This window comes from Candidatus Chloroploca asiatica (assembly GCF_002532075.1).
GTDB lineage: Bacteria > Chloroflexota > Chloroflexia > Chloroflexales > Chloroflexaceae > Chloroploca > Chloroploca asiatica.
On the sequence record NZ_LYXE01000015.1, the window covers coordinates 1 to 25,938 of the forward strand.

Here is a 25,938-nt window from a genome sequence, read left to right on the forward strand (position 1 = left end):
AAGAAGGTCTGCGGTTTGCCATCCGTGAGGGTGGACGTACCGTTGGCTCCGGTGTCGTCACCAAGATCATAGCGTAAGAATCTATTGCAGGTTGCAGCCTGGTGTGCGTAGCTTGATAAGTATGCGTTTTACACCCGGCTGCAATCTTCAATCTGCAATAGGAAACGACATGTCAGTGGTTAAAGATTCAAAGGAACAGCAGGAAAACGTCATTGTGCGCAGGCTGCGTGAAACACGCAGTGAGTTGCGCAAGGTTGTGTGGCCGACACGTGAAGAGACGATTCGGTTGACAATCGTGGTTTTGACGATTTCAACGATTATTGGAGCAATCCTGGCTGTTGGCGACTCGATCTTCTTGTTCCTCTACACCACCCTGGTAAGTCTGGTTTCGTAAGTTTTAGAAGAGCTAACCATTGTGGGAGTCCGGTGTGTCTGAGGAAACTCCACCAAAAACAACCGAAAAAGAGGCCGAAGATCGGCGCTGGTACGTGATTCATACGTACTCGGGGTATGAGAATAAGGTCAAACAGAATCTGGAGCATCGCATCGATTCGATGGAGATGGATCACCAGATTTTTCGTGTGATCGTGCCAACTGAAGAAGAGATTGAGATCAAGAATGGGCAACGCCGGACGGTCAATAAAAAGATCTATCCCGGGTATGTGCTCGTGCAAATGCATTTGACTGATGACTCGTGGTATGTTGTGCGCAATACACCTGGTGTGACTAGTTTTGTCGGTCACGGAAATAAACCAACTCCGCTTGAGGATGATGAGGTCAAGACGATCCTCAAGCAGATGGAGGGTGAAGCACCCAAGGTGCGCGTTAGCTATCAAAAGGGTCAGGCTGTCAAAATTATTGATGGCCCCTTCACCGATTTTGAAGGTGTAGTTGACGCCATTGATCACGAGCGCGGACGCGTGCGAGTTCTGGTCTCGTTCTTTGGACGTGAAGCTCCGGTTGAACTTGACTTTCTCCAGGTTACGCGCCTGGTTGATTGATCGATCTGTCGTTGTGAAGGCCGCTCGACGGGCTTCATTAGATACTGTACACCTCGTCGCCCGCACGTGAGTTGGGACGATGAGGGAGGAGGCAGGCCGCCTCCACACAGAGGAGAGCTACTGTGGCAAAGAAACTGGTTGGTGTCGTCAAATTGCAACTTCCCGCTGGGAAAGCAACACCGGCCCCGCCTGTTGGCCCTGCGTTGGGTCAATATGGCATCAATATTATGGGGTTTGTGAAGGAGTACAACGAGAAGTCGGCTGCACAAGCCGGTAGTATCGTGCCGGTTGAAGTCTCTATCTTTAGTGATCGCTCCTTTACCGCCAAGTTGCTGACCCCACCTGCAGCTGACCTGTTGCGCAAAGCCGCAGGTGCGCAGAAGGGTTCGGGAACCCCAAATCGTACCAGTGTAGGCCAAATTTCACGGGTCCAACTCCGCCAGATTGCCGAACAGAAACTGGCGGATATGAATGCGCTGGATTTGGAAGGTGCCGAGAAGATTCTTGCTGGTACGGCACGCAGTATGGGTATTAAGATTGTTGACTAGGTGCAACGCGCACCAGGCTGTAACGTGGGAGGGCTTGCAAAGCCCGCCTGTACCACCAGGAGTTATTAAGATGGCAAAACAAGGTAAAAAATATCGTGAAGCAGCTGCGCGGGTCGAGCCGGATCGCCTCTATACGCTTGAAGAGGCCTTCGCGCTAGTCAAAGAGACGAGCTACGTCAAGTTTGACCCCTCAGTTGAAGTGCATCTTCGCCTTGGGATTGATCCGCGCCATGCTGACCAGAATATTCGCACTACCGTTGCGCTGCCCCATGGGACTGGCAAGATGGTACGTGTGCTGGTCTTCTGCCAAAATGATGCCGTGCAGGCGGCGCTTGATGCAGGGGCTAATTTTGCGGGCAATGATGAATTGATTGCACGCATTGACAAAGAGAACTTCTTTGATTTCGACGTTGCCATCGCAACCCCAGATATGATGGGCAAGGTTGGTCGCATCGGTCGGAAGCTTGGCCCACGTGGCTTGATGCCCAACCCCAAGAGTGGCACGATCGTGCCTGGCGAGGATCTACCCAAGACGATCCGCGAGGTGCGCGGTGGCCGCGTCGAGTTCCGCAACGATAAGACCGGTATTTTGCACGTGGCAATTGGCAAGTTGAGCTTTACGCCCGAACAGTTGCACGAGAACTTTGTGGCGCTGATGGATGCGGTAAAAGGTGCGAAACCTGCCGGAGCCAAAGGAACCTTTGTGCGAAGTGTGACTCTGACGAGCACGATGGGGCCTGGTGTTCCGGTCAATCCATTGCTGGCGCAGAGTGCCGCACTGAATTAACGACTCATTGTTCATATACCTACCCTAGACAGTCTGGTGGCATTTGTCCTTAATGGCCTGCGGGCCGCCGACCGAGGTAGATCTGAGGCATGATCTGGGCAGCCCAAGGCTGTCGTTCATATGGGCACGGTGTGCTCTTGCCTCTGGTCGCCATGTCTAGGACATTGGCGGCCTTTTTGTTTGTTCTGCGTATGAGAGGGGGTGAATACTGTGCCAACGCAACGCAAGTTTGATCTTGTAGCTGAGTTAAGCGAGAAGATGGAGCGTTCGCAACTGGCGGTTGTGGCCGATTACCGTGGGTTCAATGTCGCTGATTTGTCAGCGCTGCGTGCGAAACTCCGCGAAAACGGTGCCGAATTGGTCGTCGCCAAGAATACCTTGCTCCGCCTAGCTGCCCGCAATACCGGCAAGGAAGGGCTTGAGCCGAACCTTGAGGGGCCAACCGCGGTTGTCTTTGCCTATGACGATGTGGCGAAAGTTGCCAAAGTGCTGCTTGATGCCAGCAAGGTGACTGCACGCCCGTTTAAGGTAAAGGGTGGTCTGCTGGGCTTTAGTCCGCTTCAGGCCGATGGGCTTGATGCGGTGACGAAGTTGCCTTCACGTGAGCAAGCGCTCGCGAGTATTGTCGGTGGCGTCGCGGCACCAGTCTCTGGTGTGGTTGGGGTGCTGAATGCAGCTATCTCTAATATCGCGTATGTCGTGCAGGCCCGCATTGATCAACTGCAGCCAGCAGGTGAGTAAACGTAACTCGTGTTTTGCTGGCAGCTATTGCTAGCGCAACTTTGCAATGGATAAAGGAGTAGATACATCATGTCGAGTGAGAAGATTGCCGCGATTGTCGAGTCGATCGAAACGCTGAATGTGCTTGAGCTGGTTGAGCTCAAGAAGACGATGGAAGAGAAGTGGGGCGTGACGGCTGCTGCGCCGATGATGATGGGCGCAATGCCGATGGCTGCCGCTGCTGGCGGCGATGCCGTCGCCGCCGCTCCGGTGGAAGAGCAGAGTGAGTTCGATGTAATCCTGCAGGAAGTTGGGGCCAATAAGATCCAGGTGATTAAGGTGGTACGTGAGTTGACCAGCCTCGGGCTCAAGGAGGCCAAGGATCTGGTCGAGGCTGCGCCTAAGTCGGTCAAAGAGGCCGTCTCCAAAGAGGAGGCCGAGGCCGCCAAGGCGAAGCTTACCGAGGTTGGCGCAACTGCGGCGATCAAGTAGGTTTGGTGCCGTAGGGCCACGGCAGGTGCCGTGGCCCTACGGCAGGTGCCGACTGAGGAGGCGCGGCCACGGCAGCGTCGACTGAGCATGCGCGGCCACGGCAGCGCCGACTGAGCATGCGCGGCCACGGCAGCGCCGTGGTTCTACTGATGCGAATTCTGCTTCCAACAGATGTGTTTCCACCTGATGGCCGAGGGGGGGCTGCCTGGAGTAGCCACGCCCTGGCGCGTGCGTTGCTGTCCAGGGGCCATGAGGTAACAGCACTGGTGCCTATCCGTGGTCAGCGAGGTGTAGTTCACGCTGATGCGCTTGGGGTACCTGCGGTGCGCGTCGGGTATGCTGCGCCTTCGCTTCCTGTTGTTCAGAACTATTTCCGGCACGAGCGCTTCTGGCCTGTGCTGGCTGAAGCCATTGTCGCCGAGGCGCGCCGTGGGCCGCTACCACAGGTGTTGCATGCCCAGCATGTGCAGACTACGCCCGCCGCCGTGCTCGCGGGCGAACAACTGGGGGTTCCAGTGGTGGTGACGGTGCGCGACCACTGGCCCTGGCACTATTTTGCCACTGGTCTCCACGGTGATCAGGTTCCCTATGGTCGTCCCGGATGGCCCGGGCTTGCCACCGAATTGCCCACACGCCTTGGGCCATTGCGTGGAATTCTAGCCCTGGCGGGGCTTCCCTATATGCTGGCGCATCAGCGACGACGGGCACAGTATCTTGCCCGTGCCGATGCCGTGATCGCGGTAAGTAGTTATATTGCCAAACGCCTGGCCGGAATGGTACAACCTGAACGCTTGCATGTCTTGCCCAATATGCTTGATATGGCGGCAAATGCAACGATTGCAACTGCCCCGCCAGCAACGAAGTGGGAAGGTGACCTGCTGCTCTTTGTGGGCAAGCTCGAAGCCAACAAAGGGGCAGGGTTGCTTCCGGCGATCTTTCGTGAACTGCGCGCACCTGGCATGCCCAACGTACCACCTTTCACGCTCGTTATTGCAGGTGATGGGGCACTGCGTGACCGTCTGACGGCTGAACTAGGTACACTGGGCATCCAGGTACAGATGCTCAACTGGGCCAGCCACGATGAAGTGTTGCGTCTGATGAAACAGAGTACGCTGTTGCTCTTTCCGTCGACCTGGGGCGAACCGCTCAGTCGGGTCTTGTTGGAAGCCTCGGGCATGGGCACGCCGATTCTGGCGATGCCAACTGGCGGTACGCAGGATATCATTCATGACGGCATCACGGGGGCAGTCGCCGCCACACCTCGCATCTTTGCCCAGCGTATGGCCGAGCTTTTGCTTGACCCCGTTGCCCGGAACAGGCTCGGCGAAGGTGCGCGTGCTTTTGCGCGCACCCATTTTGCGTACGAGGCGGTGTTGCCGCGCTACGAGCACCTGTATCATACCGTGTACCATTGAGCATGGCGCACCGAGCCGTAGTGCCGACTTATGGTCTTTCAGTACATAATCCGGTATGCGCGACACGGGCGAGACCTATGAGGTCTGCATCCTGAAACCTTGTCTTACTTCAAAAGCCAACATGGTACGCGAGTGATGGCATGGCAAAGGGTAAGAAGACTTGAAAAAGAGCGCCGATGCGCAAGAGATTTTCAGCCAAGAGCGAGCCTTCGATGGCGTTTGACCAGGTCGGCAGGGGGAAGGCAACCATCGCGACAACGATGATGGCAGCAGCCAGGATCGCCTGGATGAGGCCGAGAACGCCACCAAGCAAGTGATCAAGCCAGCCAAGAAAGAGCAGGCCAACAAACATGCGGAGTACCGAGGCAAGGAGGCTTGCCAGGCTACTGACGAGGAGCAGAACCCCAACAAAGCCGAGGACACCGGCAACGAGCGGGTCGGTGATAAATGAGGAGAGCCAAGCGGCAACCTCGGGGCCGTAGCGCCCGGCCATCGCAATGCCAACAACGAGACCGATAAGCGAGAGAAGCTGCCTGATTAAGCCCCAATAGACTCCAAGCAGAACAAAAACACCACTCCCAAGCAGAATTGCATAATCAAACGTATTCATAGGTAAATCCAATGATTATCTATGCCTTATATCAACGATGATTGAAGATACCCCTTTCCTGCGCCACGACCCTGCGCTGCGCTCGGGGTGACAATCCGACATAGGCAACGGTAACATGGTCTTAGATTGTACTAAACGCCAACTGTGCTCGCATTTGGCACAAGCTAAGACACAATGCTTGGGAACCAGCGGCTTCAAAGGGTTTCGCAATGGCAGCATGCGCTCAAAGGGTTGCACCTGTTCAGGCACGGGCGTTCCCGTGCGGTTCACCGCCGTTTGGGTATGTGCCAACCACTCATGCGCCTTGCGGAGAACGGGAGCACTCCGTCAAACCTGACAGGTGGGCACCGGGACGATCCTCCGCTACCCTCAGGATCCTCCCTGCGGCGCCCACCTGTCAGGTTGCGCCGGACATCGCTCTGCTGCCCCGTGGATCCCTGCTGCCCCTGGGGATCCCTGGGTGCCCGCGTGCGCGGGCATGACAGCGGTGGGCCGCCATTTGGGGGCACCCTTTGAGGTGACGCCATCCTTGGATGCGTGCGTATCCATCACGACGACCGGAGGGCCGAAGCACCGCCCCATGGCCCCGTGCATGGCACCTCCGTAGGGGCGGTGCTTCGGCCTTACGAGGGCATGACGCCAGCGAGTGGCGCCGCAGCACCAGGGCAGTGAGGGGAGGGCAATAGCGGTGGGCCGCCATTTGGTGGACGAGTGCGGGGGCATTGCGGCAAGACCATGTTAGGGCCGGATGATACGGGAGAGCATCAGGGCAAGGTCGCTGGCACGACGAGCACGGAGCCCGAGGCGGTGCCAGGGCTTGAGCAGGTGAAGATCGGCGATATGGTCGAGGTGCAATTGGAAGATCGTGCGGAGCAAGAGATGCCCTGGACGCGCTGCCGGGGGGACATGCTGGTGCGCCCAGGTGCGCAGGGCATCGAGGCTTGCTTGCGCTTCTTGCAGCGTTGTGTGCAGGGTTGCAGGCGCGGCTTTGCGGGCCACGAGCACATAGAGTTGCTGACGGAGACGAAAAAACTGGAGTAACTCGGCCGCCAGTTGCCATTCGGCGGCTTCGGCAGCGAGCGCTGTGTCAGGCAGTGGCGCAAGGCTGGCCCAGGCTTGCTGGCCTTGTTGCACCTGGCTTGCGCTGGCAAGCATTGCTTCAAGGCGTTGCTCGGCGGTGCGCTGCGGCTCGGTGAGCATATCAAGGACATCCATTGGCGGGGCATTGACGGGATCAAGCGATGGGATGAGGTTCAGGCGCATCGCATGGTCGCTTGCGGGGTCGCGGGCAAGCACTGGTTGCCAGGCAGCTTCGAGAGCGTCATAGGCCTCAACAAGATGGGTCGCCAACGCGGGCGACGTGGTACGCGCTATGGCGTAGGTCTCACGGAGGGCGACGGGATCGCTATCGGGGGCCCAGGCAAGCCGGGCGAAGAGGTAGGCATTGAGGGGCGTCCAGGCAAAGGGACGATCACCAGTGAGCAGGGCATGCACCGAACTCACCCCGTTGACACGGTAGGCTTGCAGGTCGGCGGCGATGATCCTGGTGAGCGGGGGCGGGCTTGCTTTAAAAAGAAGTCCATCGAGATAATATTCAAAGACAGCCTGGTGCGCAAAGAGCGGACGATTGCCGGTCAGGTGTGCAGTGACAATCTGATTGACTGGGGCATCAATAGCAGCGGCATAGCTACGCAAGCGCGGCGCGGTGAGCAACTGGACGGCGGGATGGGGCGAGGCAGACGTTGGGGGGGCCTCGGTATCGTGATAGGCCAGATAGCTGACCATAGCCTGGGGTTGATGCGTACGAACTGCTTCGGCCACAGCATTCGTCGCGATCAGGGCCTGATCAGAGGGCGTGAGTCGGGCACAGGCTGGACAGTGGCACCACCCCCCGTCACGCAGATCATCAGGCCAGAGATGGTAGATCTCGGCTTCGGGATACGCGCGGGCGAAAGCCTCGGCAGACTGTTGCACATAGGCAAGCGCCTGGGGGCTAGAGACGCAGAAATTGTAGTCGGGGGTACGACGGGTACCATCATAGCGAAAGAGTTCGGGGGCCTTGCGAAAGAAACGGCGGGGCAAAAGATCGCGCAGATGATGGCCGCCAATTTCGAGGCGCAACGCACGATCTTGGATCAACGGCAACAGTTGACGCCGGCAGGCACGCCAGGTCGCAAGGCGACAGGCACCGAACGCCGGTTCGTGAATTGTGGTATGGATAAAGAGTGTATTGAGGCGATTCCGGGCCGCCCAGATGATCCATGCTTCGGCCTGAGCCAGGAAGAGATCGTGACCAATGATCAGGCTGCGATGAGCAAAAGCGGGGCGATCAGCAACGGCGAGACCGGGGAGACAGACGGTAGAGTGGGAGGGAACGTGGGTACCGTCCAGCTCAGGCGTCAGCCAGCGACAACCGAGGGCCTCGAGCAGATCATAGACCGCGTAGAGCAAGCCACGAGGACCATCGCCACGCAGGCGGAGGCCGTTATCATCGGTGATCCGGACAAAAGCATCGCCCGAGGGGCCATGATCGAGCAAAATACGCGGGCCATGGGGGGCAGATGTGACCGGCAACGGAGGGGCACCAAGCTGCACAAGGAAGGTCTGCAATTCTGTCGCAGCGAGCCGGGCCGTACGATGGTCACTGGTCAATTGAAGTGACCAACTAGCATCGAGGCAGAGATCGAGCATAGTTTCTTCCTAGCGAGCAAGCGAGCGCCAGCGGCACCTCAGCGACGACTGAGCAGCACACCCACCACAATCAAGATAGCACCAAAGCCCTGGAGATAGGTTGGGGTTTCGCCGAGGACAGGCCAGGCGACGAGGGTTGCGACGAGGGGAATGGCGCAGCCATAGATGGCCGTTCGATTACTGCCTGCAACGCGCACACTATTATTCCAGAGCACATAGGCAACCACGATACCAAGCACCATTGAATAGGCAAGGCCAGCCCAGACATTGAGGCTAACTGTTGCCCAATTGGTACGTAGCATATCAGGAAGGGCGGCCAGAACCAAACCGGGCAGACCGGCAACCATTGTCCAGGTTGTAATTGCCAAGGGCGACAAGCTTCCACCAAGGGTACGTACCCCGAGGGTATAGATCGTCCAGGCGATCGCACAGCCAATCAAGAGCAGATCGCCAACGATGCTCTCGCTTCGAAATTGGAGGCCCTGCGCAACAAGGATAAGGGCAACACCACTGATGGCCAGAAAGATCCCGATGACCCCGATGCGGCGCACGCGCTCGATGCCAAGCAGCGCACCAAAGCCCGCGACGAGGGCGGGGGTCGTCGCAATAATCAGCGACGCATTCGCAGCGGTCGTCAACTTGAGGCCATAGGTAAATGCAACCTGATAGATCGTATTACCGGCAATACCGACCCAGGTAAGCTTCCAGAGCAACCCTCTGGGGAGAGACTGGGGGCCTTCGCGGAGGCGCAGGATCAACCAGAGCAGGAGGGCAGCACCAGAAAAGCGCAGGGCCGCAAAAGGGAGGGGAGGGATCTCTTGCAGGACAATTTTCACAACGGTAAAGTTAATGCCCCAGATCAAGACCACCAGCAGCATGGTGAGATCGGTGATGGGGAGACCAAGACGAGTAACGGGCTGTTCAACCCTGGTCGAGACTGCCATAGAGATCCTGGTATGCGTAGACATTGTTCACAAGATTGTTATTATACAACTGATTGCACCTCAGGCAACAACAGCCAGTTACACTAGCTGTTGTTGCCTGAGGTGCAATCAAGCTGAGTCTTAGGTTAGTCTACAAGGAACGACGTTGACCGTTATGTGCGCTGCGATGAGGCGTATAGGCGAGTTCCTGCTCTTCACGCTCATCTAATGACATGCGATCGGTAGTGGGTGTCTGGCTCTCGAGGGTTTCGTAGGCTTCCCAGAGTTCAAGAACCAGGCTATCGGGTAGCTTCCAGCCTCGCCGCAGGTGGCTAAGAATTCGCTCGCGCTGACTGGCGGTGAGCATGGCAATGTACCTCCTCGTGTTCGTCGCAACAACAGGCGACTGGCACGTTATACTTGCATGGTAAAAGCGACTTTGTTTAACGCAGTGCGCTATTTTGTCCCTACAGGAATAGTGTAGCGTAAGGAGTTACAAGGAGTTACAAGGAATTAGCAGGAATTACCAGGAGTTACATTTCACCAAGCAGACCTGCGCTTTGCCAGCAATTGCTGGCAAAGCGCAGGTCTGCTTGGTGAAAACTGCGTTGGTCAGCGGCGAATAACAAAGGGAAGATAGACACGGCTAGAGGGTTCAGCAAGGTTGGAAGTGGCAACGGGGAGGAGGGTAAGCGGAATGGTCGTCGCACGCGCGCCCATTGTATCGCTAAAGAGCACGCGTGTTGCAAGTTTGAAGGTAAGCTGGTTAGAGGCGTGATTATCCTGCATATTTGCGCGGAGGCGGTAGGTTGCACTGACGAGAACCGAGCTATTGGCAGGAAGGGTACCGCCCTGGCCGAGGCTAGCAACTAACTGGTCATCTGAGCGCTCTTGCAACACGCCACTCCCTTGAAGGACCGTGAAATTATCGAAGACAAAGTCATCATCATCATCATCGCGAACACGATCAATGATCAGACGGACATCATCGGCACGGCCCTGGCCTGTATTAGCGACCCTGAACTGAATGGTGACGAAGGTCACGTTGTTAATGACGCTGACAAGGTGACTGATATCGTTATCAGCGAGCTTGATGCTCGCGGGGTTCGGATCAACGATTGGGGGTGTACCTGGATTACCGGGACAATACGGCTCGGCAAAGCTGACGATAAGTTGCGAACCATTGAGCTTGAGGGCATCGCCGAGGATCATACCTATGACATTATTCTTGCTACCCGAGAGTTCAACGGTACCACCTGGCCCATAGATAACACCACGCAGCGTACTCTCGCTGCCAGCCAGTTTGATGACAGAAGCCCCTTGCGCCTGCTTGTTGGCAAAGAAGAGCAACCCATCGGCATAGGCGGTTGCTTGCAACTCGGAGCCACTGACATCGAGACTGCCTTCAGCCACAATGGTGAAGGTACCCCGGATCGCGCTTGCACTCAACTTGGCATCACCAGTGACATAGTAGAGTCCATTGAGCGTAGTTGGATCAGAGACATCCAGGTCACCGTTGATGACCTGATAGCGGCCATCGGCCTGAGCTGCTTGGGCAGCGCTTCCACCGGGGCGATAGGCGCTGATCGCGTAGCTCACAGGTGGCTGGCTAACAGCAACCCGCTGAGGGGTAGGATAACGATTCGCATCGCCACCATCCTGAAAGAGGGTGCCATACTCAACGGCTTCGGTCAACTGATTCTTCGAGCCACTAATACGGAGATCGGCATTGGAACGGGTTTTACCATTAATGCGATTCTCGCTACCCGACATCTCGATGATGTTGTCGCCTCGCTGGTTGCTCGCCCAGAGGGCATAGCCATCGGTACAGCGTGGAGCACTGGCCTGGACAGGCATTGGCGACGGGAAGGCGAGGCTCAGAGCGAACAAGGTCATGAAGGCGACAAGAACCGGACGAAGAAAGTAATTTCGTTGATTACGCATAAGAAGCCTTTAACATTTAAAATCGCAGTGAAGCTTGCAATCAACAGAGCAAGTTGAGGCAGGAAAAATACATCGGGTCTATGGGAGTGCCGACTGCAGTCGGCACTACATGATTGCATTCTTGCAAAGAATTGGGTTCGGTGCTGAACTTGCACCGAGAAGCATGTACCGCTATCATGGCCGGCATGATGCGCATTGGAATTTTTGGGGGCGGGCAACTCGCCCGGATGCTAACACAAGCAGCGATTACGCTGGGGCTCGAGACGGTCATTTTCGAGCGCTTCGCAGACAGCCCGGCCGGGCGACTGACGCGGCGTGAGGTTGTGGGGGCGTGGGATGATACCGAGGCGTTGACTCGCTTTGCCGAGCAGTGCGATCTGGTGACGCTGGAAAACGAGTTTGTTGATGCGACAATTCTTGCGACGCTGGAAGACCGGGGTTTACCGGTTTTTCCCACCGCGGCGACCGTTGCGGTGGTGCAAGACAAACTGACGCAGAAAGAGCGGATTGCGGCAGCAGGGCTCAGTGTCCCTGCTTTTCAGGGGGTAGCATCACCCGACGAGGTGTTGCAGGCCGGCCAGATCCTAGGCTGGCCAATGGTCTTGAAGGCGCGGCGAAATGGCTATGATGGTTATGGCAACGCAACCCTGCGCACTGCCGAGGAGGTCGGGCCAGCGTGGGAACGGCTGAGCAAGGGCGGGAACGCCTTGCTTGTGGAGGCGTGGGTGCCGTTTGTGCGGGAACTAGCCGTGATGGTGGTGCGTGGGCGTACGGGGGAAACAAAGGCGTACCCGGTTGTCGAGACAGTGCAGCGTGATCATATCTGCCATGTGGTGCGTGTGCCTGCACCGCTTAGCCCAGCCGAAGCGAATAGAGCGACGGAACTGGCCGTGAATGCGGTACGGGCGGTTGATGGAATAGGCATTTTTGGCGTCGAACTCTTTGCGTTACCTGACGGACGCATGCAGTACAATGAGATGGCACCACGACCACACAATTCGGGGCATTATACGATCGAGGCTTGTGTCTGTTCGCAGTTTGAGAATCATATACGTGCAGTCCTTGGGTGGCCGCTGGGCGAGGTGCGCCTCCGTGAGCCAGCGGCAGTGATGATCAACCTGCTTGGTCAGCGTAATGGAGTAGTTAAACCTGAAGCACTGGAAGGAGCGCTGGCGATCCCGGGGGCGCATGTGCATCTGTATGGCAAACGCGAAGTACGGATCGGGCGCAAGATGGGCCACGTCACGGCGTATGGGGCAACGCTAGCTGAAGCAGAGGCCCGTGCACGTCAGGCCACAGATCTGGTGGCAATCTAATGACAAACCTGGTTGGCATTGTAATGGGAAGCGATAGCGACCTGCCGACGATGCAGGCCGCGATTGACGTCTGTGCCGAATTTGGGATAGCGACCGAAGTGCGCATCCTTTCGGCCCACCGAACACCTCGGGACATGCTTGAGTATGGCGTGACCGCACACGAGCGCGGCTTACGCGTGATTATTGCGGGTGCGGGTGGGGCAGCGCATCTACCAGGCATGCTTGCAGCCTGCACGGCCCTACCTGTGATTGGTGTACCTGTGCAAACGAAAGCACTCAGCGGGCTCGACTCGCTGCTCTCGATTGTGCAAATGCCAGCCGGTGTACCAGTAGCGACGGTTGCCATTGGTGGTGGACAGAATGCAGGCTTGCTGGCCGTACAAATACTTGCAACAAGCGATCCAGCTTTGATGACACGGATGAGCACCTACAAAGAAGCGCTCGCCGCAACGTCCCGTGCAAAGAATGAGCGTCTGGAGCAAGGGTAGGGTTCACTCTTTCTAAAGAAGGGCTTATGCGTAACTTACTTGTGACCGGAGGGGCAGGCTTTATCGGGTCTAATTTTGTTCACTATATGCTAGAAAAGTATAGTGACTATCGAATCATTGTTTTTGATAAACTTACGTATGCCGGACGGCTGGAGAACCTGGCACGCGCTGAAGCATTTGGCTCACGGTACGCTTTTGTACAGGGTGATATTTGCGATCTGGCAGCGGTGCGTCAGGTGGTGCAGCAGTATGCGATCGACACGATCATCAATTTTGCAGCTGAGACCCATGTTGATCGGTCGATCATGACCCCGGATGCCGTCATTGCCACAAATGTGAATGGGACGTGGGCGCTGCTGGAAGTAGCGCGTGAGCAGCAACTTGAGCGGTTTCACCAGATCAGTACCGACGAAGTCTACGGAACCATCGCGGTACCACAACGGTCGAAAGAGGGTGATCCGCTCGAACCACGGAGCCCATATTCGGCGAGCAAGGCCGGGGCCGAGCATCTGGTGTATGCCTATTTTGTAACCTACGGCTTGGCGGTCACGACGACACGAGGCTCGAACAACATCGGCCCGTTCCACTACCCCGAGAAGGCAGTGCCGCTCTTTACGACCAATGCGCTTGACAACCTGCCGCTGCCGATTTATGGCGACGGCCTGCAGGTACGCGACTATCAATATGTGTTTGATCATTGCGAAGGCATTGATTTGGTGCTGCACAAAGGTGAACTGGGCGAATTCTACAATGTTGGCACCGAAGTCGAGACGCCGAACATCGAGATGGCCCACAAGATCCTCGATCTGCTGGGCAAACCACACAGCTTGATTACCCACGTGACCGACCGGGCAGGGCATGATCGGCGTTACGCGCTCGATTGCAGCAAACTGCGTGCCCTGGGCTGGCAATCGCGCCACACCTTTGATCAGGCCCTTGAATTGACCGTACGCTGGTATGTGGAGAACGAAGCCTGGTGGCGACCGATCAAATCAGGGGAATACCTGGAATACTATCGGAAGCAGTATGATGAGCGCCAGGGCTAGAGTTATGTTTGCCTACCCCTGCCAGCGTGGCTGGCAGGGGTAAGCAAAATGTAAGGGCATCAAGAGTTTAACCAGTTTGTAATTGACTTTCTTTTGTATCAACTGCTATACTGATCCCGTCGCACCCCCTCAATCTACTTCTGGCTCCTACGAAGGGTGACATCCACTTCGCTTCCTGATGCGGCAAAAGGCATTTCCAGCTTCTAGCCTCAGTGAGGAGGTGGCATGAGCAACATTGCTGTGCAGCTCTTTGGCCGTCTGCATGTGCGTTACGACAACATTGAAGTAACGGGGCTGGATGTGCGCAAGGTACAGGAATTGCTCTGTTACCTACTAATCCATCGCCGACGGCCCCATGCACGCGAAGGGTTAGCGAGTATCCTCTGGAGCAATACGAGCACCGCGCAATCGCGGGCGAATCTGCGACGCACGCTCTGGCAATTGCAACATCTGCCAGCCGAGCCCATCGCTGCCGAGCTTTTGGCGATCGAGGCTGACTGGATTCAGATCAAACCGCATCTTCCGCTCTGGCTGGATGTCGCTGAGATCGAGGCTGTCTTTGAGCAGACGAAGGGGCAGCCTGGTGAACAGTTGAGTCATGCGCATGCAAGCGCTGCCGCGCAGGCCGTGGATCTCTATCGAGGGGATCTCTTTGACGGCTGTTACCAGGATTGGTGCCTGGTCGAGCGTGAGCGTCTGCAACAGATGTATCTAGCGCTGCTCGATAAACTGATGGGTTACTGTGAGTACCACGGTGAATACGAGCGGGGGTTGGCCTATGGCGCAGCTTTTCAGCAGTACGACAACGTGAATGAGCAGTGCTATCGGCGGATGATGCGCCTGTACTGGCGTGCCGGTGATCGGAGCGGCGCGTTGCGACAGTACGAGCGGTGCGCCACGATGCTTGCGGAAGAGTTCGAGACGACCCCAGGCCCCCTGATGCAGGCTCTGGTTGAGCGTCTGAAAACCAACCAACCCATTGATGAATTAGCACGCGCAACCGATCACGCCCATGCTGGAGAGGAAATCAGTCTCAGTGAACTCGCGCTGCACCTACGGCAGCTCCAGGTGTCCGTGGATCGTCATGGGCAGGCGGTACGTCAGGCGTTGCACATGGTTGAGCAGGCCTTGCGACGCGGGGGATCGTCGTAAGCGCCATCTTTACGATGACCATGCCTCGCGCTCAAGGTCAGAGGTTGCTCAGGATGGCCGTCGTGTATAATACAGGCTGTGCCGCTCATTGTTTTTGCAGTCAGAAGAGAAGGAGCCGTTTGATGCGCGGTCTGTTTACACAGACGTTGATCGCCCCCGAGCAAGCAATTGATGTCAATGGTCATGTCAATAATCTAGAATATTTGCGCTGGATGCAAGAGATTGCCACGGCCCACTCGGCTGCGCAGGGGTGGGATCTGGCGCGTTATCAGCAGACCCGTACCAGTTGGGTGATCCGTTCCCATGCGATCGAGTATCTGCGTCCGGCCTTTGCGGGCGAGACCATGCTGCTTGGCACCTGGATCGCAGGCTTTGGTGAGCAGATGTCGCCGCGGAAATACCTCTTTCTACGCGCCGACGATCGTAAAATCCTCGCCCGCGCCGAAACGCTCTGGGTCTATGTTGATGCAACGATCGGGCGGCCTTGTCTTATTCCTGAAACATTTCGTGAGGCGTTTACCGTAATTGCCGATGAAGCAGAAGCGCTGCAAAGAATGGCCAAGCTAGCACTCTGAGTGCTCGCTGAACCGGCAAAGCAGGTTCACCGAGCACCTGTACGCTTCACGCCCCCCCCAAAAAGATGCCAAACCAGGCACAGGCGAAACCGAGGATGGGTTGGCCGCAGAGGTTGAGCATCGCGCTGCGCTGGTTGCCCTGGCGCCAGAGCTGAACCGTCTCGAAGATAAAAGACGAAAAGGTGGTATAGGTGGCACAGAAACCAACCCCAGCAAGAGCCTGAAGCGAACTGATCGGCCAGTCGGGATGGGTGGCAATGAGCCCGGCAAGGATACCGAGCAACAGGCTCCCGCTAAGGTTGACAACAAAGGTGCCCACAGGAAAAGTACTGCCATAGCGGGCTTGCATCGCACGTACCAGATGGTAGCGGCTCAATGCACCAGCGATTGCGCCAAGGCCGAGCAAGAGATAACTCATGGTCGCACCCTCGCGATCACGAGACGACGGATCAGACGGGTCAAGGCAATCCCTGCAAGCACGGCCACGATGCCACCGACGAGCGAGCCAAGTTGATAGGCGGCGGCAATGGGCAACGCCCCCGCCTGGATCAGCCGTACCAACTCGACGCTGACCGAAGAGAAGGTGGTCAGGCCACCGAGAAACCCAACGGTCACCAGCACTTGGATCTGCCGGCGCACACTGATCAATTCCAAAAAGAGCGTCTGGGCCGCACCGATAAAGAAACAGCCAATCAGATTGACGAGTAGGGTTCCCAGAGGCAACCCGGCAGGATGCATTGGCGCAACCAGAGTGGTAAGGGTAAAACGGGTGCTGGCCCCAAGCACCGCACCGAGCGCAATGGCAAGTTCAGTGGACGGCAAGAAGACCTCTGCCGAACGAAGCCAATTAAAAAAGGATTTCATGCGCGCATCACTACTCGGCTTCGTGCTGGCCTTGCTCAAGCGCCCGCAGCACATCGGCGCGCCCGATGATGCCAACGACGTGGCCTTGCTGGTCAATCACTGGTAGACGCTTGATCTTGTAGCTAATCATCAACTGGATGGCCTCGGTGGTTAGCGTATCGGTGGTCACGGTAATCACCGGACTCGTCATCACATCGGCGGCCGTTCGGCCTTTGAGATCGAGTTCAAGCCCTTCGGGGCGATTGCCGCCACTCAACAGCGTCGCCAGGCGTTGCAGCGCACTACCCGGGACAGGTCGCGTTGCGCGACGCAGAACATCCCCATCGGTGATGATGCCAATAACCTGTTTGTCATAGTTTACGACCACAATACGGCGCTTGCGCGTAGCGAGCAACTGGTCAAGCGTTTCGGCAAGTGAGGTTATCTCGCGCACCACAGGAATCGGGGCAATCGAAAGGCTCCCTACGGTTGAAAGCTCGCCATTAGAGCGGCGCAACTGCTGTTCGGGGCGCTGACGGAGTCCTTCGGTGACCGTCTTGAGCAGATCATAACGACTGACCATGCCAACAAGTTTGCCCGCCGCATTTACCACCGGAATGCGCTTCATATTATGTTTCGCCATCACCTCAGCGGCATGCGCGAGCGAGGTCGTCATGGTGAGAATGACCGGGTCGAGCGTCATCACATCGGCGGCGCGTTGGGGCTGTTGAGCAAGAGCAGCAACCTGAGCGGCACGTTCATCAAGGGGAAAGAGCTTCTGGAGGCGTAAGGGCAACGTCGTACCTCCGCGGGTCAACAGATCGCCATCGGTAATGATCCCGATCACGCGCAGATCATCATCGACAACGGGCAGGGCGCGCAAGGCGCGATCAATCAAGAGGCTCACGATCTCACTGACTGGCGCATTGGGGCCAACCCGAGCGACATCACGACTCATCACATCAGCAACAGTGAGGTGGCGTGGAAAGGGGCCACCCTCGCGATAGCTATGCTGGATCACCTGGATCGGGCTGACCGCGATCAGTCCCTCAGTCACCAGTTCGCGCAGGGTTGGCAGCACCAACTCGACGCGATCAGTTCGATCAATAAACGTAATGATGACCGGAAGTTGGCCAGGCGCATCCACAATAAGATCGGAGCGCATCATGCCATTGACCCCATACCCACCAATGCCACGAAGCACGGTGGCCCCCGGGCATCCCGCCGCACGGAGGGCATCAAGAACCCACTGCGTCAGTGACTGCCCATGCCGACTATCGCCCTCGCCGATATAGATCCAGACCTGCTGCGTTGTCGCGGTATCCATATGTGACTCCACCTTGATCGCCAGGCGTTCGTCGCTCGCCTGAACCTGCCGTATAGTTGCCAGGATACCATAGATTTGGGGGCTTGAAGCACACGGCAAGAGTATTGTACAATCGAACCTATCTATATCTATGCAAAGGCACGTATGAACGAGCAACAACCAGTCTTACACGACGAGTTTGACATTCACCCAACTGCCTATATCTTTCCCAACACCTTCCTTGCGGGAACCATTACCATCGGGGCTGAGAGTAGTGTCTGGCCAATGAGCGTACTGCGCGCCGATACGGTGCCGATCACCATCGGGGCCTACTCGAATGTCCAGGATGGCTGCATCATTCACGGCGACCCGGGCTTTCCGGCCATCATTGGTGATTGGGTGACGCTCGGGCATGGCGCGATTGTGCATGGTGCAGAGATCGAGGACGAAGTCTTGATTGGCATCGGAGCGGTGGTTTTGAATGGGGCGCGCATCGGGCGCGGCTCGATGATCGGAGCACGAGCACTTGTGACGGAGGGCATGGAAGTTCCGCCCGGCTCGTTAGTGCTCGGCATTCCCGGGCGCATCCGCCCCCTCAGCCCCGAACAGGCGGCGCGCATCCGTACACCTGCCGAGCACTACGTGGCCCGCAAAGAGTTGTATCGGCGTCGGATGACGTGAGGCCGCGAGGCGAACAACCTTTTGCCTGATTATGGTACAACAACTTCGGTACGACCAGTCACTGGGGTCGGGTTGGTCAGCGCACGCAAGATTGGGCAGAGTTCGGCGATATCGCGTTCGAGCGTCGCCACCTCTTCGGGGGAGAGCGTACCAGTGACCCGTAGCAGGTAGGCGAGGTCGGTTGGGGCAACCGGGACATTGTCGGTCACTGCAAGCGTACCCCGGTAGTCGAGTTGGCCGGTGACCTCGATCTCAAGCTGTTCGAGATGCAGCCCACGGTCAGCAGCGATCACCAGAGCCGAATGGGCGAGGCAACTCGCCAGGGCGCCGAGGAGCAATTCGGGGGCGGTTGGCCCAAGCCCGTGGCCACCAAGTATCGCACCGGCGTCGGTCATGACGATGTGTTCGCGCATCTGGATCGGGCGGGCACCCGTGCCTGCGGCGACCTTGACTGTGGCCCGCAGGGGGGCCGGGGCCGCGTCGGGACTGCGCAGTTGTTCGCGATAGGCTTCGACCAGATCACGTTTACGTTCAAGATACTCGGGCAAGTTCCACGTCGGAGGCATGCTACGTCTTCCTTTCTTGGGCAAGGTCTCAGGCTGCTTTACCGTTCAGAGGCGTGCATCGCTTCCTGATGCGCTCGGCCTCTTTCCTATCGTCGAAAGCCTTGTCTTACACTCTACTGGCCAAGGCGAAGCGAGGGCACAACATCGAGATCCCAGCCACTCTGAAGGCCGGCGTGAAAACGGTAAAAAGCGGCGGCGGCGACCATGGCGGCATTGTCGGTACAGAGGGCCAGTGATGGAGCGTGGACGGGCACGCTGGCGCGCCGGGACAACTCTTCGCGCAGGCGTACATTGGCGGCCACTCCTCCGGCGACCAGAATGGCCGTGGCGTTATACCGGGTGGCCGCTTCAACGGTCTTGGTCGTGAGCACATCAACGACCGACTCCTGGAAGGCGTGGGCCATCTGGCCGACAAAACGTGGGTCAAGCGCGGACTTGGGCGCAGGCGCAACCGGGGCAGTTGGCTCGGTGGGCTCACGTGAGCGTTCAAGCGAGCGCTTGCCGCGCAAGATCTGCGGTTGTGGCCGACTGGTTGGTGTGGACGGTGGCGGCTGGCCAGGCGAAGCGGACGACTTTTCGGAAGACGGGCGAAGCAACTGGGCGTCGCGCTCGCGCCGTTCCTGCACACGATGAAGCACGGCTGTTTTCAAGCCGCTAAAGGAGAAGTCAAAGCTATCACGCAACCAGGCACGCGGCAGTGTCATCGCCGAGGTTCCGCCCTGGGCGGCATGCTGAATGGCCGGACCACCAGGGTAGCCCAGGTCGAGCATCCGGGCCACTTTATCGAACGCCTCACCGGCGGCATCGTCACGGGTCTGCCCCAGAAGCTCGTAGTCGCCGTGATCGCGGAGCAGGGCAAGCAACGTATGCCCGCCACTGACGACCAGGGCGACGAGCGGAAATTCAGGTGCGGGCACGTCGGTGCGTGGATCTTCAAGCAGCCAGTTCGCATAGATATGGGCTTCGAGATGATTGACGCCGACAAACGGCAAGCCGCGGTGCCAGGCCATCGCCTTGGCCGCATTGAGCCCGGTCAGCAGCGCCCCACTAAGCCCGGGGCCATAGGTCGCAGCAATCGCGTCGATGCCTTCCCAGCCACCGGGGACAACCTCGAGGGCCCGTTCGACCACAGGCATCAAGCTCAGGATATGTTGACGCGAGGCAACCTCGGGCACAACGCCACCGAAGCGCTGATGCATCGCCATTTGCGAAGCCACAACATTCGAGAGCATACGGCGCCCGCCCTGGACGACGGCAGCCGCAGTCTCATCACACGATGTTTCGAGCGCCAGGATGGTCTTTGGTTCAACAGTCATTAGATCGGCAACTCGCTGCTACAGGCACCACACCGCAGACATACGGGTGGGCCAGCGGGTACGGCTCAGGCCTCGACCGGGGGAAGAGGCGGCACATGATTCACCATACGCAGAATGACCCCGGCGGCATAGGCATCAAGACTCGTCAGGCTGCCCGTATCAATCCGCCAGTGCCAATGACTTCCGGGGGCAAGGCCAAAGCATTCACAGAGCACAAGTTGAATCGGCGTCGCATGGGTCACGACAAGAATCCGTCCACCGGGATGATCGCGGAGCAACGCACGCCATGCAGAAGCAACGCGTGCATAGACCTCAGCGAGACTCTCGCCGCCTTCAGCGCGACCATTGATCCCAGCGCTCCAGCGGGCGCGGGCTTCATCGGGAAACTGTTGCAGCACCTCGCGATAGGTCAAGCCTTCCCAGCGGCCATGGTGCGACTCGGCCCAATTCTGATCGAGGCGCACCGTCACACCACGCCGCCCGGCGAGGATCGCCTGGGCAGTCCGCTGCGTGCGTTCGGCAGGGCTCACCAGGGCGACATCAAACGGAATGCGGCGCAGGCGCAAGGCAACAGCACGACTCTGGCGATGCCCGTAGGCAGTGAGGGGGCTATTGCTCCAACTCTGATAACGGCGCTCGAGATTGAATTGCGTCTGACCGTGACGCACAAACCAGATACTCGTTCGCAAAAACCTGCCTCCGGTCACATTTCATACAGAACCTAGACCTGTTGGGCGAGCACATCGGCGAGCACAAGAATCGCGCGCTGATATTCTTCCAGGTCAAGATGTTCATCGGGCGTATGGTCAAGGCGTGAGTCGCCAGGACCATACGCCACAATTGGACAACGCCAGGCCGGACCAACAACATTCATATCGGCGGTACCGGTTTTGTGCAAGAACCCAGGCTTGCCGCCGTGCTGACGAATCGCCCGCACGAACGACCCGGCGAGCGGGGTTGTACGCGGGCTACGAAAAGCGGGGCAGCCTCCTTCGAAACGCAGCTTGGCCGAGCCAGCCAGCGACGCGACATGGCCAGCAAGCGCATCAGGCTCAACCCCTTCGGGCAAGCGCAACCCAATGGTCGCCTCGCACCAATCAGTCATGCCATCACCACCACTGGCGACGTGGCGCAATGAAGGAAGCAACTGCTCAAAGAGGCGATCGCGTCCAGCATTGACCGTAGCGCAGTAGGCTTCCAGTTCACGCCAGAAAGCAACCATCACCTCAGGGGCCGCAGGCTGCTCGCCGGCGCTATGGGCCGCATCTTGTTCGAGGTGATAGTGAACAAGCAAACGCCCCTTATAGCCGAGGGTCACCCGCTCCCAGCCACTCGGCTCGCCGATAATGCAACTCGCGGGAGCATACTGCTCGCGGGCATAATGGGCCCCGCGTGAACTGGCGGACTCTTCTTCAGTCGCGCCGATCAAGACGAGGCGACAACGCAAGCGTCCGGTCAACTCGAGGTGGCGTGCGGCCTGGACAAAGGTTGCAAACGGGCCTTTGGCATCAACAGCACCGCGCCCATAGAGACAGCCATCCTGGATGCGCACCGGGATCATCCCGGGCACCGTATCAATATGCCCAAGCAACACCACGAGCGGACCGGTTGTCCCGAGCTGCCCAACGGCATTGCCAGCGGCATCAACAAACGCATACCAGCCAAACTCACGCATCCGGGCCGTCAAGAACGCGGCAGCTTCACCCTCTTGCCCCGAGAGCGACGGAATCCGCAGCAACGTTTCAAGAAACTCAACAGCATTCATCTGCATACAACGTCTCGCCTATCGGCACGATCTCTCTGTGGCTTGCATTATACCGCAGGTAGGGGAGGAATAACGAGATCAGCGCTCACAGGTCTGCTAGACCTGTGAGCGCTGGCCCGTGTTGCGCATACCGGATTATTTCCTGAAAAACCATGAGCCTGGCGACGTACTTGGCGGGCAGCGATGCTCAAACATCTGGAAACGCAGCCATCCGCCAGCAATTGCGACCGGCTTCTTTGGCCTGATAGAGCGCGTCATCGGCGAGGTCAACCTGCTGGTCAAACGAGACAAAATCGGGATGAAACAACGCAATGCCAAGACTGGCTGTCACGGAAATGACAGCGTCTTCAAAGACAAAGGGCGAGGAACTGACCGTCTGTAAGAGCCGTTCGGCAAGTTGAGGGATATCTTTTTGATCAGGAATCATCATGAGCACAATAAATTCTTCGCCGCCATAGCGGGCCAGGATGTCACCAGGACGAAGATTGGCACGAATGCGACGGGCAAATTCACAAATGACGAGATCGCCAACCGCGTGCCCATAGGTATCATTGACAAGCTTGAAATAATCGAGGTCAAGCATAAAAATCGCCCCGCCAGGATCACCAGCTTTGGCCCGCAGAAAAAGCCTGTTCCCATGCTCAAAAAAATAGCGCCGATTATAGACCCCTGTAAGGGCGTCGGTTGTCGCAAGGCGTTCCAGCTCGGCCTGAATTTTATGCCGCTCGGTGATATCACGGATCGAGACAATATGCACCATCTCGCCATCCCATTCAATGAAACGGGCGGTGATTTCAACAGGGAAGACCGTGCCATCGCGGCGGCGATGCCAGCGCAAAGGAATGCGGACAATCTCTTTGCTTGGCCTCACATCGGTTGTGCGCTGGTGCGTTGCTTCAGGCTCAGCCGAGAGATCGACATTGCGCATCTGCTTCAACTCATCTTGCGAAAAACCGTAGAGCACCGCCGCCGCACCATTTGCCTCAAGGATCTTGCCATCAGAACTACGCACCACAAAATTGGCGTCGGACTCAAATTCAAAGAGATCACGATACTTTTCGCTGGCACGCACCAGGGCAATCGTGCCAACATTGATGCGCTCTTCCATCTGCTTGATCAGATAGTTCCTTTCGTGATCAAGCCGGTTGATCTCGCCCGCTAAAGATCCGATTTCATTATTCAAATGAACTGTAATTTCGGTGTTTATTTGACCCAAATTCCACTGTTGCATACCTGCCAGCAAAGCCCTCAGTGAACGAATGATGATCATAGCAAAGAGCAACGGCAAAGCCACGATCAGACCAAGGTTGACCAGCACCGTGGCAATGGTCATCGGCCAGAGTTGATCATGCAGGAAGAAACGAATATTCAGATCGTCAGGGTTTTGCAGATATTGTTCAACATTATTTGGCGCAACAAACCATGCCCACAGGGTTAGGATTGACATGATGATTACCAGCAAACTTGCTGACAACGTCACCGTGAGTGAGGTAGGCTCGCGAAAGATGGTAAGGCTGGCGATCACCGCAAAGAGCAGGCAGAGCATCAAGGCATACGTGACCAGGACGTAGTAGACAGGCAAGGCAAGCAGATCCCACGCAAAGGCCAGGCGCAACCCAACGACCAGGGCAAGAAGAGCCAGCACGAGAACCTGGAGCCGCTCGGCAGGCGTATAGACCTGGCCCTGCCGCATTTGCATCAGCCGCAACAACACCCAGAGCAGGCCGACAAGCGGGATAAGTTCAAGCCACCCCGGGCGCAGAACACCTGCGGATGCTGTGCGCCACAACGCTTGCAGCGCCAGAGCACCTTCCAACCCCAGATAGATGAGACTCGCCACAGCTACGATTGAGCGTTCCCGCTGCAACGGGGGTGATCGATCATCAGCCGCCGTGGTGACAAACTGGATCCAGAGGGCAACGAGGAGGGCCACCACCACCGGTTGCAGCGCGACGGCAATGAAGCGTGGCGAGGCCAGGAAAGAAACCTCAACGAAGGCCAGGCCAGCAAAAAGGGCGGTGCTGAGACAAAACCCAGTGACATAGAGCAACTGGCTATTCAGTGCACGGAGTTGGGTACGGAACAGACGAAAGATCAGATACGCCGAGGCCAGGATCGCTAATATAAACAGGCTAAGACAGCCCGACGAAGCCGGAGTGAGCGCGAGGGAGGCGGTCATGATTTATGCAAAACCTTGAGCGAAAAGATAATCAAAGTCGATTCGATTTGAATTACCTTTTATGTAAATACAAAAGCTAGTATAACACAGTTCACACGTGTACCGATACAAAGACGTCCAGCGTCTACGCCCATCTGCGTCACTCTGCGGTGAACAAAGCAAGCTTTTGGCGTTGACAGACTACTCCGTTATTCTTTGAACGCAGTTTTCCGGTCTTTTCCGAGCCTGGGTGTGCGCCGCATGGTAGCGCGGGCTTCCAGCCCGCACCCAGGAAAGTAGCGCGGGCTTCCAGCCCGCACGTAGGCTGGAAGCCCGCGCCACTATGCCTCACCCCGCGCCGCAACAAAGCCTTGCGCTGCTGCCCATTGCCCGAGGTCGCGGCGATTGATGGCCGTAGCCATGAGATCTGGGAAGAGATCGGGCGTACAGGCAAAGACTGGAACGCCCAGGGCGGCCAGGGCCGAAGCGTTGCGCTGGTCGTATGCTGGTGCGCCCTGGTCGCTGAGCGCCAGCAGGGCGATCAGTTGAACACCCGAGGTTGTCAGGTTCGCAGCACGCTGCAGCATTTCGTTCACGTTGCCACCTTCATAGAGATCGCTGATCAGCACAATGATTGTCTCTTGCGGGCGCTGCACCAGGCTCTGACAATAGGCGAGTGCCTGGTTGATGTCGGTGCCGCCCCCGAGTTGCACGCCAAAGAGGAGTTCGACCGGGTCGTTGAGATCAGTCGTGAGGTCAACGACCACCGTATCAAAGACGACCATGTGCGTTGCGACGGCGGGCAGCGAGGCGAGCACAGCCCCAAAGACGCTGCTGTAGACAACTGATGGTCCCATCGAGCCGCTCTGGTCAACACAAAGGATGATATCGCGAAGTGAGCCACGCTTGCGACCGTAGCCAATCAGTTGTGCGGGGATGATCGTGCGATAGGCTGGTTGGTAGTGGCGCAGGTTGCGGCGAAGCGTGCGTCCCCAGTCAATCTCGTTGTGGCGTGGGCGGAAATTCCGCGTTGCGCGACTGAGGCTGCCGACAATTGCCTGGCGCGTCGGGGCTTCGAGCTTGCGCGAGAGTTCTTCGACGACCTTGCGCACCACCTGTCGTGCTGTCTCAATGACCCGGTTCGGCATGACGCTGCGCAGGCTGATCAGCGTACTCACCAGATGGACATCGGGGGTGACACTATTGAGCAGTTCGGGTTCGAGCAGCATCTGCTGCAAATTGAGCCGCTCGATGGCGTCGCGTTGCATCACCTGGACAACCGGCGAGGGGAAATAGGTACGAATATCGCCGAGCCAGCGTGCCACCGAGGGCGACGAACCACTCAGACTCGCGCTGCGCTCACGGTCATACAACGTCTCCATGGCGCGATCCATTGCCAGGTCGTTGCCCTGCAAGGTGTAGCCAAGGCTCGCATTGGCACTCTCGCCGAGGATCAAGCGCCAGCGTCGTTGGCGTTCAGTTTCTGTTATAGGCATTTTTGCTCCCCAAACCTGCCAGGAGTGCGCTTGCAGCGATCTTTGGTAGAACCGAGACATGCGCCAGCGCACTCCTGGCAGGTCTCATTGCGACCCCAA

Annotated in this window: 28 protein-coding genes; 14 read left to right on the forward strand and 14 right to left on the reverse strand. The window is 57.6% G+C overall.

The window, feature by feature from the left end; translation table 11 throughout:
* The 8 genes from A9Q02_RS01040 to A9Q02_RS01075 form a co-directional block, all read left to right on the forward strand.
* On the forward strand, positions 1 to 77 hold a 77-nt coding region (locus A9Q02_RS01040; protein WP_141508654.1), incomplete at its 5' end, for an EF-Tu C-terminal domain-related protein.
* Positions 78 to 169: 92 nt separating this feature from the next.
* Positions 170 to 394, forward strand: a complete 225-nt coding sequence (gene secE, locus A9Q02_RS01045) for a preprotein translocase subunit SecE (protein WP_097650488.1) — start codon at positions 170 to 172, stop codon at positions 392 to 394.
* Positions 395 to 428: 34 nt separating this feature from the next.
* Positions 429 to 1,001 (forward strand): transcription termination/antitermination protein NusG, encoded by a 573-nt coding sequence (gene nusG / locus A9Q02_RS01050; protein ID WP_097650489.1) that lies wholly within the window; start codon positions 429 to 431, stop codon positions 999 to 1,001.
* Between the two features lie 122 nt (positions 1,002 to 1,123).
* On the forward strand, positions 1,124 to 1,549 hold the full coding sequence (gene rplK / locus A9Q02_RS01055) for a 50S ribosomal protein L11 (protein WP_097650490.1): 426 nt from the start codon (positions 1,124 to 1,126) through the stop codon (positions 1,547 to 1,549).
* A gap of 70 nt (positions 1,550 to 1,619) precedes the next feature.
* Positions 1,620 to 2,336, forward strand: a complete 717-nt coding sequence (rplA, locus tag A9Q02_RS01060) for a 50S ribosomal protein L1 (protein WP_097650491.1) — start codon at positions 1,620 to 1,622, stop codon at positions 2,334 to 2,336.
* A gap of 210 nt (positions 2,337 to 2,546) precedes the next feature.
* The gene (rplJ, locus tag A9Q02_RS01065; protein ID WP_097650492.1) at positions 2,547 to 3,077 is read left to right on the forward strand and encodes a 50S ribosomal protein L10; all 531 of its coding nucleotides are present in this window, start codon (positions 2,547 to 2,549) and stop codon (positions 3,075 to 3,077) included.
* Positions 3,078 to 3,146: 69 nt separating this feature from the next.
* The gene (gene rplL / locus A9Q02_RS01070; RefSeq protein WP_097650493.1) at positions 3,147 to 3,548 is read left to right on the forward strand and encodes a 50S ribosomal protein L7/L12; all 402 of its coding nucleotides are present in this window, start codon (positions 3,147 to 3,149) and stop codon (positions 3,546 to 3,548) included.
* A gap of 149 nt (positions 3,549 to 3,697) precedes the next feature.
* Positions 3,698 to 4,963 (forward strand): glycosyltransferase family 4 protein, encoded by a 1,266-nt coding sequence (locus tag A9Q02_RS01075; RefSeq protein ID WP_097650608.1) that lies wholly within the window; start codon positions 3,698 to 3,700, stop codon positions 4,961 to 4,963.
* Between the two features lie 109 nt (positions 4,964 to 5,072).
* Here the strand turns inward: A9Q02_RS01075 and A9Q02_RS01080 are convergent, their stop codons facing one another.
* The 5 genes from A9Q02_RS01080 to A9Q02_RS01100 form a co-directional block, all read right to left on the reverse strand.
* Entirely contained in the window at positions 5,073 to 5,573 is a 501-nt protein-coding gene (locus tag A9Q02_RS01080) for a CvpA family protein (RefSeq protein ID WP_097650498.1), read from the reverse strand.
* Between the two features lie 738 nt (positions 5,574 to 6,311).
* A complete protein-coding gene (locus A9Q02_RS01085) occupies positions 6,312 to 8,264 on the reverse strand; it encodes a DUF4838 domain-containing protein (RefSeq protein ID WP_097650507.1) in 1,953 nt (650 codons plus the stop codon).
* 38 nt (positions 8,265 to 8,302) lie between these two features.
* Positions 8,303 to 9,208, reverse strand: a complete 906-nt coding sequence (locus A9Q02_RS01090) for a DMT family transporter (RefSeq protein WP_097650526.1) — start codon at positions 9,206 to 9,208, stop codon at positions 8,303 to 8,305.
* Between the two features lie 130 nt (positions 9,209 to 9,338).
* Positions 9,339 to 9,554: a hypothetical protein gene (locus tag A9Q02_RS01095; protein WP_097650527.1), complete on the reverse strand. Its 216-nt coding sequence runs from the start codon at positions 9,552 to 9,554 to the stop codon at positions 9,339 to 9,341.
* A 245-nt stretch (positions 9,555 to 9,799) separates the two neighbouring features.
* Positions 9,800 to 11,131: a hypothetical protein gene (locus A9Q02_RS01100; RefSeq protein WP_097650528.1), complete on the reverse strand. Its 1,332-nt coding sequence runs from the start codon at positions 11,129 to 11,131 to the stop codon at positions 9,800 to 9,802.
* Between the two features lie 176 nt (positions 11,132 to 11,307).
* On the opposite strand from A9Q02_RS01100, the gene A9Q02_RS01105 reads away from it, so the two are divergent.
* The 5 genes from A9Q02_RS01105 (at position 11,308) to A9Q02_RS01125 (ending at position 15,708) form a co-directional block, all read left to right on the forward strand.
* Positions 11,308 to 12,447, forward strand: a complete 1,140-nt coding sequence (locus tag A9Q02_RS01105) for a 5-(carboxyamino)imidazole ribonucleotide synthase (RefSeq protein WP_245860171.1) — start codon at positions 11,308 to 11,310, stop codon at positions 12,445 to 12,447.
* Positions 12,447 to 12,935, forward strand: coding sequence for a 5-(carboxyamino)imidazole ribonucleotide mutase (gene purE / locus A9Q02_RS01110; RefSeq protein WP_097650529.1), 489 nt, complete (start codon positions 12,447 to 12,449; stop codon positions 12,933 to 12,935). Before A9Q02_RS01105 ends, purE begins: the two co-directional genes overlap by 1 nt.
* A gap of 26 nt (positions 12,936 to 12,961) precedes the next feature.
* The gene (gene rfbB, locus A9Q02_RS01115) at positions 12,962 to 13,981 is read left to right on the forward strand and encodes a dTDP-glucose 4,6-dehydratase (protein ID WP_097650530.1); all 1,020 of its coding nucleotides are present in this window, start codon (positions 12,962 to 12,964) and stop codon (positions 13,979 to 13,981) included.
* Positions 13,982 to 14,206: 225 nt separating this feature from the next.
* A complete protein-coding gene (locus A9Q02_RS01120) occupies positions 14,207 to 15,133 on the forward strand; it encodes an AfsR/SARP family transcriptional regulator (RefSeq protein ID WP_097650531.1) in 927 nt (308 codons plus the stop codon).
* Between the two features lie 122 nt (positions 15,134 to 15,255).
* A complete protein-coding gene (locus tag A9Q02_RS01125) occupies positions 15,256 to 15,708 on the forward strand; it encodes an acyl-CoA thioesterase (RefSeq protein WP_216361423.1) in 453 nt (150 codons plus the stop codon).
* Between the two features lie 46 nt (positions 15,709 to 15,754).
* On the opposite strand, the gene crcB (A9Q02_RS01130) is transcribed toward A9Q02_RS01125, so the two are convergent.
* From crcB (A9Q02_RS01130) to A9Q02_RS01140, 3 genes are read right to left on the reverse strand one after another with little or no spacing between them, the layout of a single operon-like run.
* Entirely contained in the window at positions 15,755 to 16,126 is a 372-nt protein-coding gene (crcB, locus tag A9Q02_RS01130; RefSeq protein WP_097650533.1) for a fluoride efflux transporter CrcB, read from the reverse strand.
* On the reverse strand, positions 16,123 to 16,572 hold the full coding sequence (gene crcB / locus A9Q02_RS01135; protein ID WP_172450472.1) for a fluoride efflux transporter CrcB: 450 nt from the start codon (positions 16,570 to 16,572) through the stop codon (positions 16,123 to 16,125). Before crcB (A9Q02_RS01135) ends, crcB (A9Q02_RS01130) begins: the two co-directional genes overlap by 4 nt.
* Before the next feature lie 10 nt (positions 16,573 to 16,582).
* Positions 16,583 to 17,878: a DUF190 domain-containing protein gene (locus tag A9Q02_RS01140; RefSeq protein ID WP_097650535.1), complete on the reverse strand. Its 1,296-nt coding sequence runs from the start codon at positions 17,876 to 17,878 to the stop codon at positions 16,583 to 16,585.
* Positions 17,879 to 18,022: 144 nt separating this feature from the next.
* Between A9Q02_RS01140 and A9Q02_RS01145 the strand changes: the two genes are divergently transcribed.
* Positions 18,023 to 18,538 (forward strand): gamma carbonic anhydrase family protein, encoded by a 516-nt coding sequence (locus tag A9Q02_RS01145; protein WP_097650536.1) that lies wholly within the window; start codon positions 18,023 to 18,025, stop codon positions 18,536 to 18,538.
* A gap of 29 nt (positions 18,539 to 18,567) precedes the next feature.
* Here A9Q02_RS01145 and A9Q02_RS01150 read toward each other — a convergent pair whose 3' ends face one another.
* From A9Q02_RS01150 to A9Q02_RS01175, 6 genes are all read right to left on the reverse strand, one after another.
* On the reverse strand, positions 18,568 to 19,104 hold the full coding sequence (locus tag A9Q02_RS01150) for an OsmC family protein (protein WP_097650537.1): 537 nt from the start codon (positions 19,102 to 19,104) through the stop codon (positions 18,568 to 18,570).
* A 113-nt stretch (positions 19,105 to 19,217) separates the two neighbouring features.
* A complete protein-coding gene (gene tsaD, locus A9Q02_RS01155; protein WP_097650538.1) occupies positions 19,218 to 20,420 on the reverse strand; it encodes a tRNA (adenosine(37)-N6)-threonylcarbamoyltransferase complex transferase subunit TsaD in 1,203 nt (400 codons plus the stop codon).
* Positions 20,421 to 20,485: 65 nt separating this feature from the next.
* The gene (locus A9Q02_RS01160; RefSeq protein WP_097650539.1) at positions 20,486 to 21,109 is read right to left on the reverse strand and encodes a histidine phosphatase family protein; all 624 of its coding nucleotides are present in this window, start codon (positions 21,107 to 21,109) and stop codon (positions 20,486 to 20,488) included.
* A gap of 32 nt (positions 21,110 to 21,141) precedes the next feature.
* Positions 21,142 to 22,191 (reverse strand): [LysW]-lysine hydrolase, encoded by a 1,050-nt coding sequence (locus tag A9Q02_RS01165; RefSeq protein ID WP_097650540.1) that lies wholly within the window; start codon positions 22,189 to 22,191, stop codon positions 21,142 to 21,144.
* Positions 22,192 to 22,372: 181 nt separating this feature from the next.
* A complete protein-coding gene (locus A9Q02_RS01170) occupies positions 22,373 to 24,364 on the reverse strand; it encodes a diguanylate cyclase (RefSeq protein ID WP_097650541.1) in 1,992 nt (663 codons plus the stop codon).
* Positions 24,365 to 24,684: 320 nt separating this feature from the next.
* On the reverse strand, positions 24,685 to 25,839 hold the full coding sequence (locus A9Q02_RS01175; protein ID WP_097650542.1) for a VWA domain-containing protein: 1,155 nt from the start codon (positions 25,837 to 25,839) through the stop codon (positions 24,685 to 24,687).
* Positions 25,840 to 25,938: the final 99 nt, after the last annotated feature.

Coding starts and splice junctions, on each gene's coding strand:
- secE (WP_097650488.1), top strand. CDS start 170: ATGTCAGTGGTTAAAGATTCAAAGGAACAGCAGGAAAACGTCATTGTG.
- rplA (WP_097650491.1), top strand. CDS start 1,620: ATGGCAAAACAAGGTAAAAAATATCGTGAAGCAGCTGCGCGGGTCGAG.
- rplL (WP_097650493.1), top strand. CDS start 3,147: ATGTCGAGTGAGAAGATTGCCGCGATTGTCGAGTCGATCGAAACGCTG.
- A9Q02_RS01075 (WP_097650608.1), top strand. CDS start 3,698: ATGCGAATTCTGCTTCCAACAGATGTGTTTCCACCTGATGGCCGAGGG.
- A9Q02_RS01080 (WP_097650498.1), bottom strand. CDS start 5,573: ATGAATACGTTTGATTATGCAATTCTGCTTGGGAGTGGTGTTTTTGTT.
- A9Q02_RS01085 (WP_097650507.1), bottom strand. CDS start 8,264: ATGCTCGATCTCTGCCTCGATGCTAGTTGGTCACTTCAATTGACCAGT.
- A9Q02_RS01090 (WP_097650526.1), bottom strand. CDS start 9,208: ATGGCAGTCTCGACCAGGGTTGAACAGCCCGTTACTCGTCTTGGTCTC.
- A9Q02_RS01095 (WP_097650527.1), bottom strand. CDS start 9,554: ATGCTCACCGCCAGTCAGCGCGAGCGAATTCTTAGCCACCTGCGGCGA.
- A9Q02_RS01100 (WP_097650528.1), bottom strand. CDS start 11,131: ATGCGTAATCAACGAAATTACTTTCTTCGTCCGGTTCTTGTCGCCTTC.
- A9Q02_RS01105 (WP_245860171.1), top strand. CDS start 11,308: ATGGCCGGCATGATGCGCATTGGAATTTTTGGGGGCGGGCAACTCGCC.
- purE (WP_097650529.1), top strand. CDS start 12,447: ATGACAAACCTGGTTGGCATTGTAATGGGAAGCGATAGCGACCTGCCG.
- rfbB (WP_097650530.1), top strand. CDS start 12,962: ATGCGTAACTTACTTGTGACCGGAGGGGCAGGCTTTATCGGGTCTAAT.
- A9Q02_RS01120 (WP_097650531.1), top strand. CDS start 14,207: ATGAGCAACATTGCTGTGCAGCTCTTTGGCCGTCTGCATGTGCGTTAC.
- A9Q02_RS01125 (WP_216361423.1), top strand. CDS start 15,256: ATGCGCGGTCTGTTTACACAGACGTTGATCGCCCCCGAGCAAGCAATT.
- crcB (WP_097650533.1), bottom strand. CDS start 16,126: ATGAGTTATCTCTTGCTCGGCCTTGGCGCAATCGCTGGTGCATTGAGC.
- crcB (WP_172450472.1), bottom strand. CDS start 16,572: ATGAAATCCTTTTTTAATTGGCTTCGTTCGGCAGAGGTCTTCTTGCCG.
- A9Q02_RS01140 (WP_097650535.1), bottom strand. CDS start 17,878: ATGGATACCGCGACAACGCAGCAGGTCTGGATCTATATCGGCGAGGGC.
- A9Q02_RS01145 (WP_097650536.1), top strand. CDS start 18,023: ATGAACGAGCAACAACCAGTCTTACACGACGAGTTTGACATTCACCCA.
- A9Q02_RS01150 (WP_097650537.1), bottom strand. CDS start 19,104: ATGCCTCCGACGTGGAACTTGCCCGAGTATCTTGAACGTAAACGTGAT.
- tsaD (WP_097650538.1), bottom strand. CDS start 20,420: ATGACTGTTGAACCAAAGACCATCCTGGCGCTCGAAACATCGTGTGAT.
- A9Q02_RS01165 (WP_097650540.1), bottom strand. CDS start 22,191: ATGCAGATGAATGCTGTTGAGTTTCTTGAAACGTTGCTGCGGATTCCG.
- A9Q02_RS01170 (WP_097650541.1), bottom strand. CDS start 24,364: ATGACCGCCTCCCTCGCGCTCACTCCGGCTTCGTCGGGCTGTCTTAGC.
- A9Q02_RS01175 (WP_097650542.1), bottom strand. CDS start 25,839: ATGCCTATAACAGAAACTGAACGCCAACGACGCTGGCGCTTGATCCTC.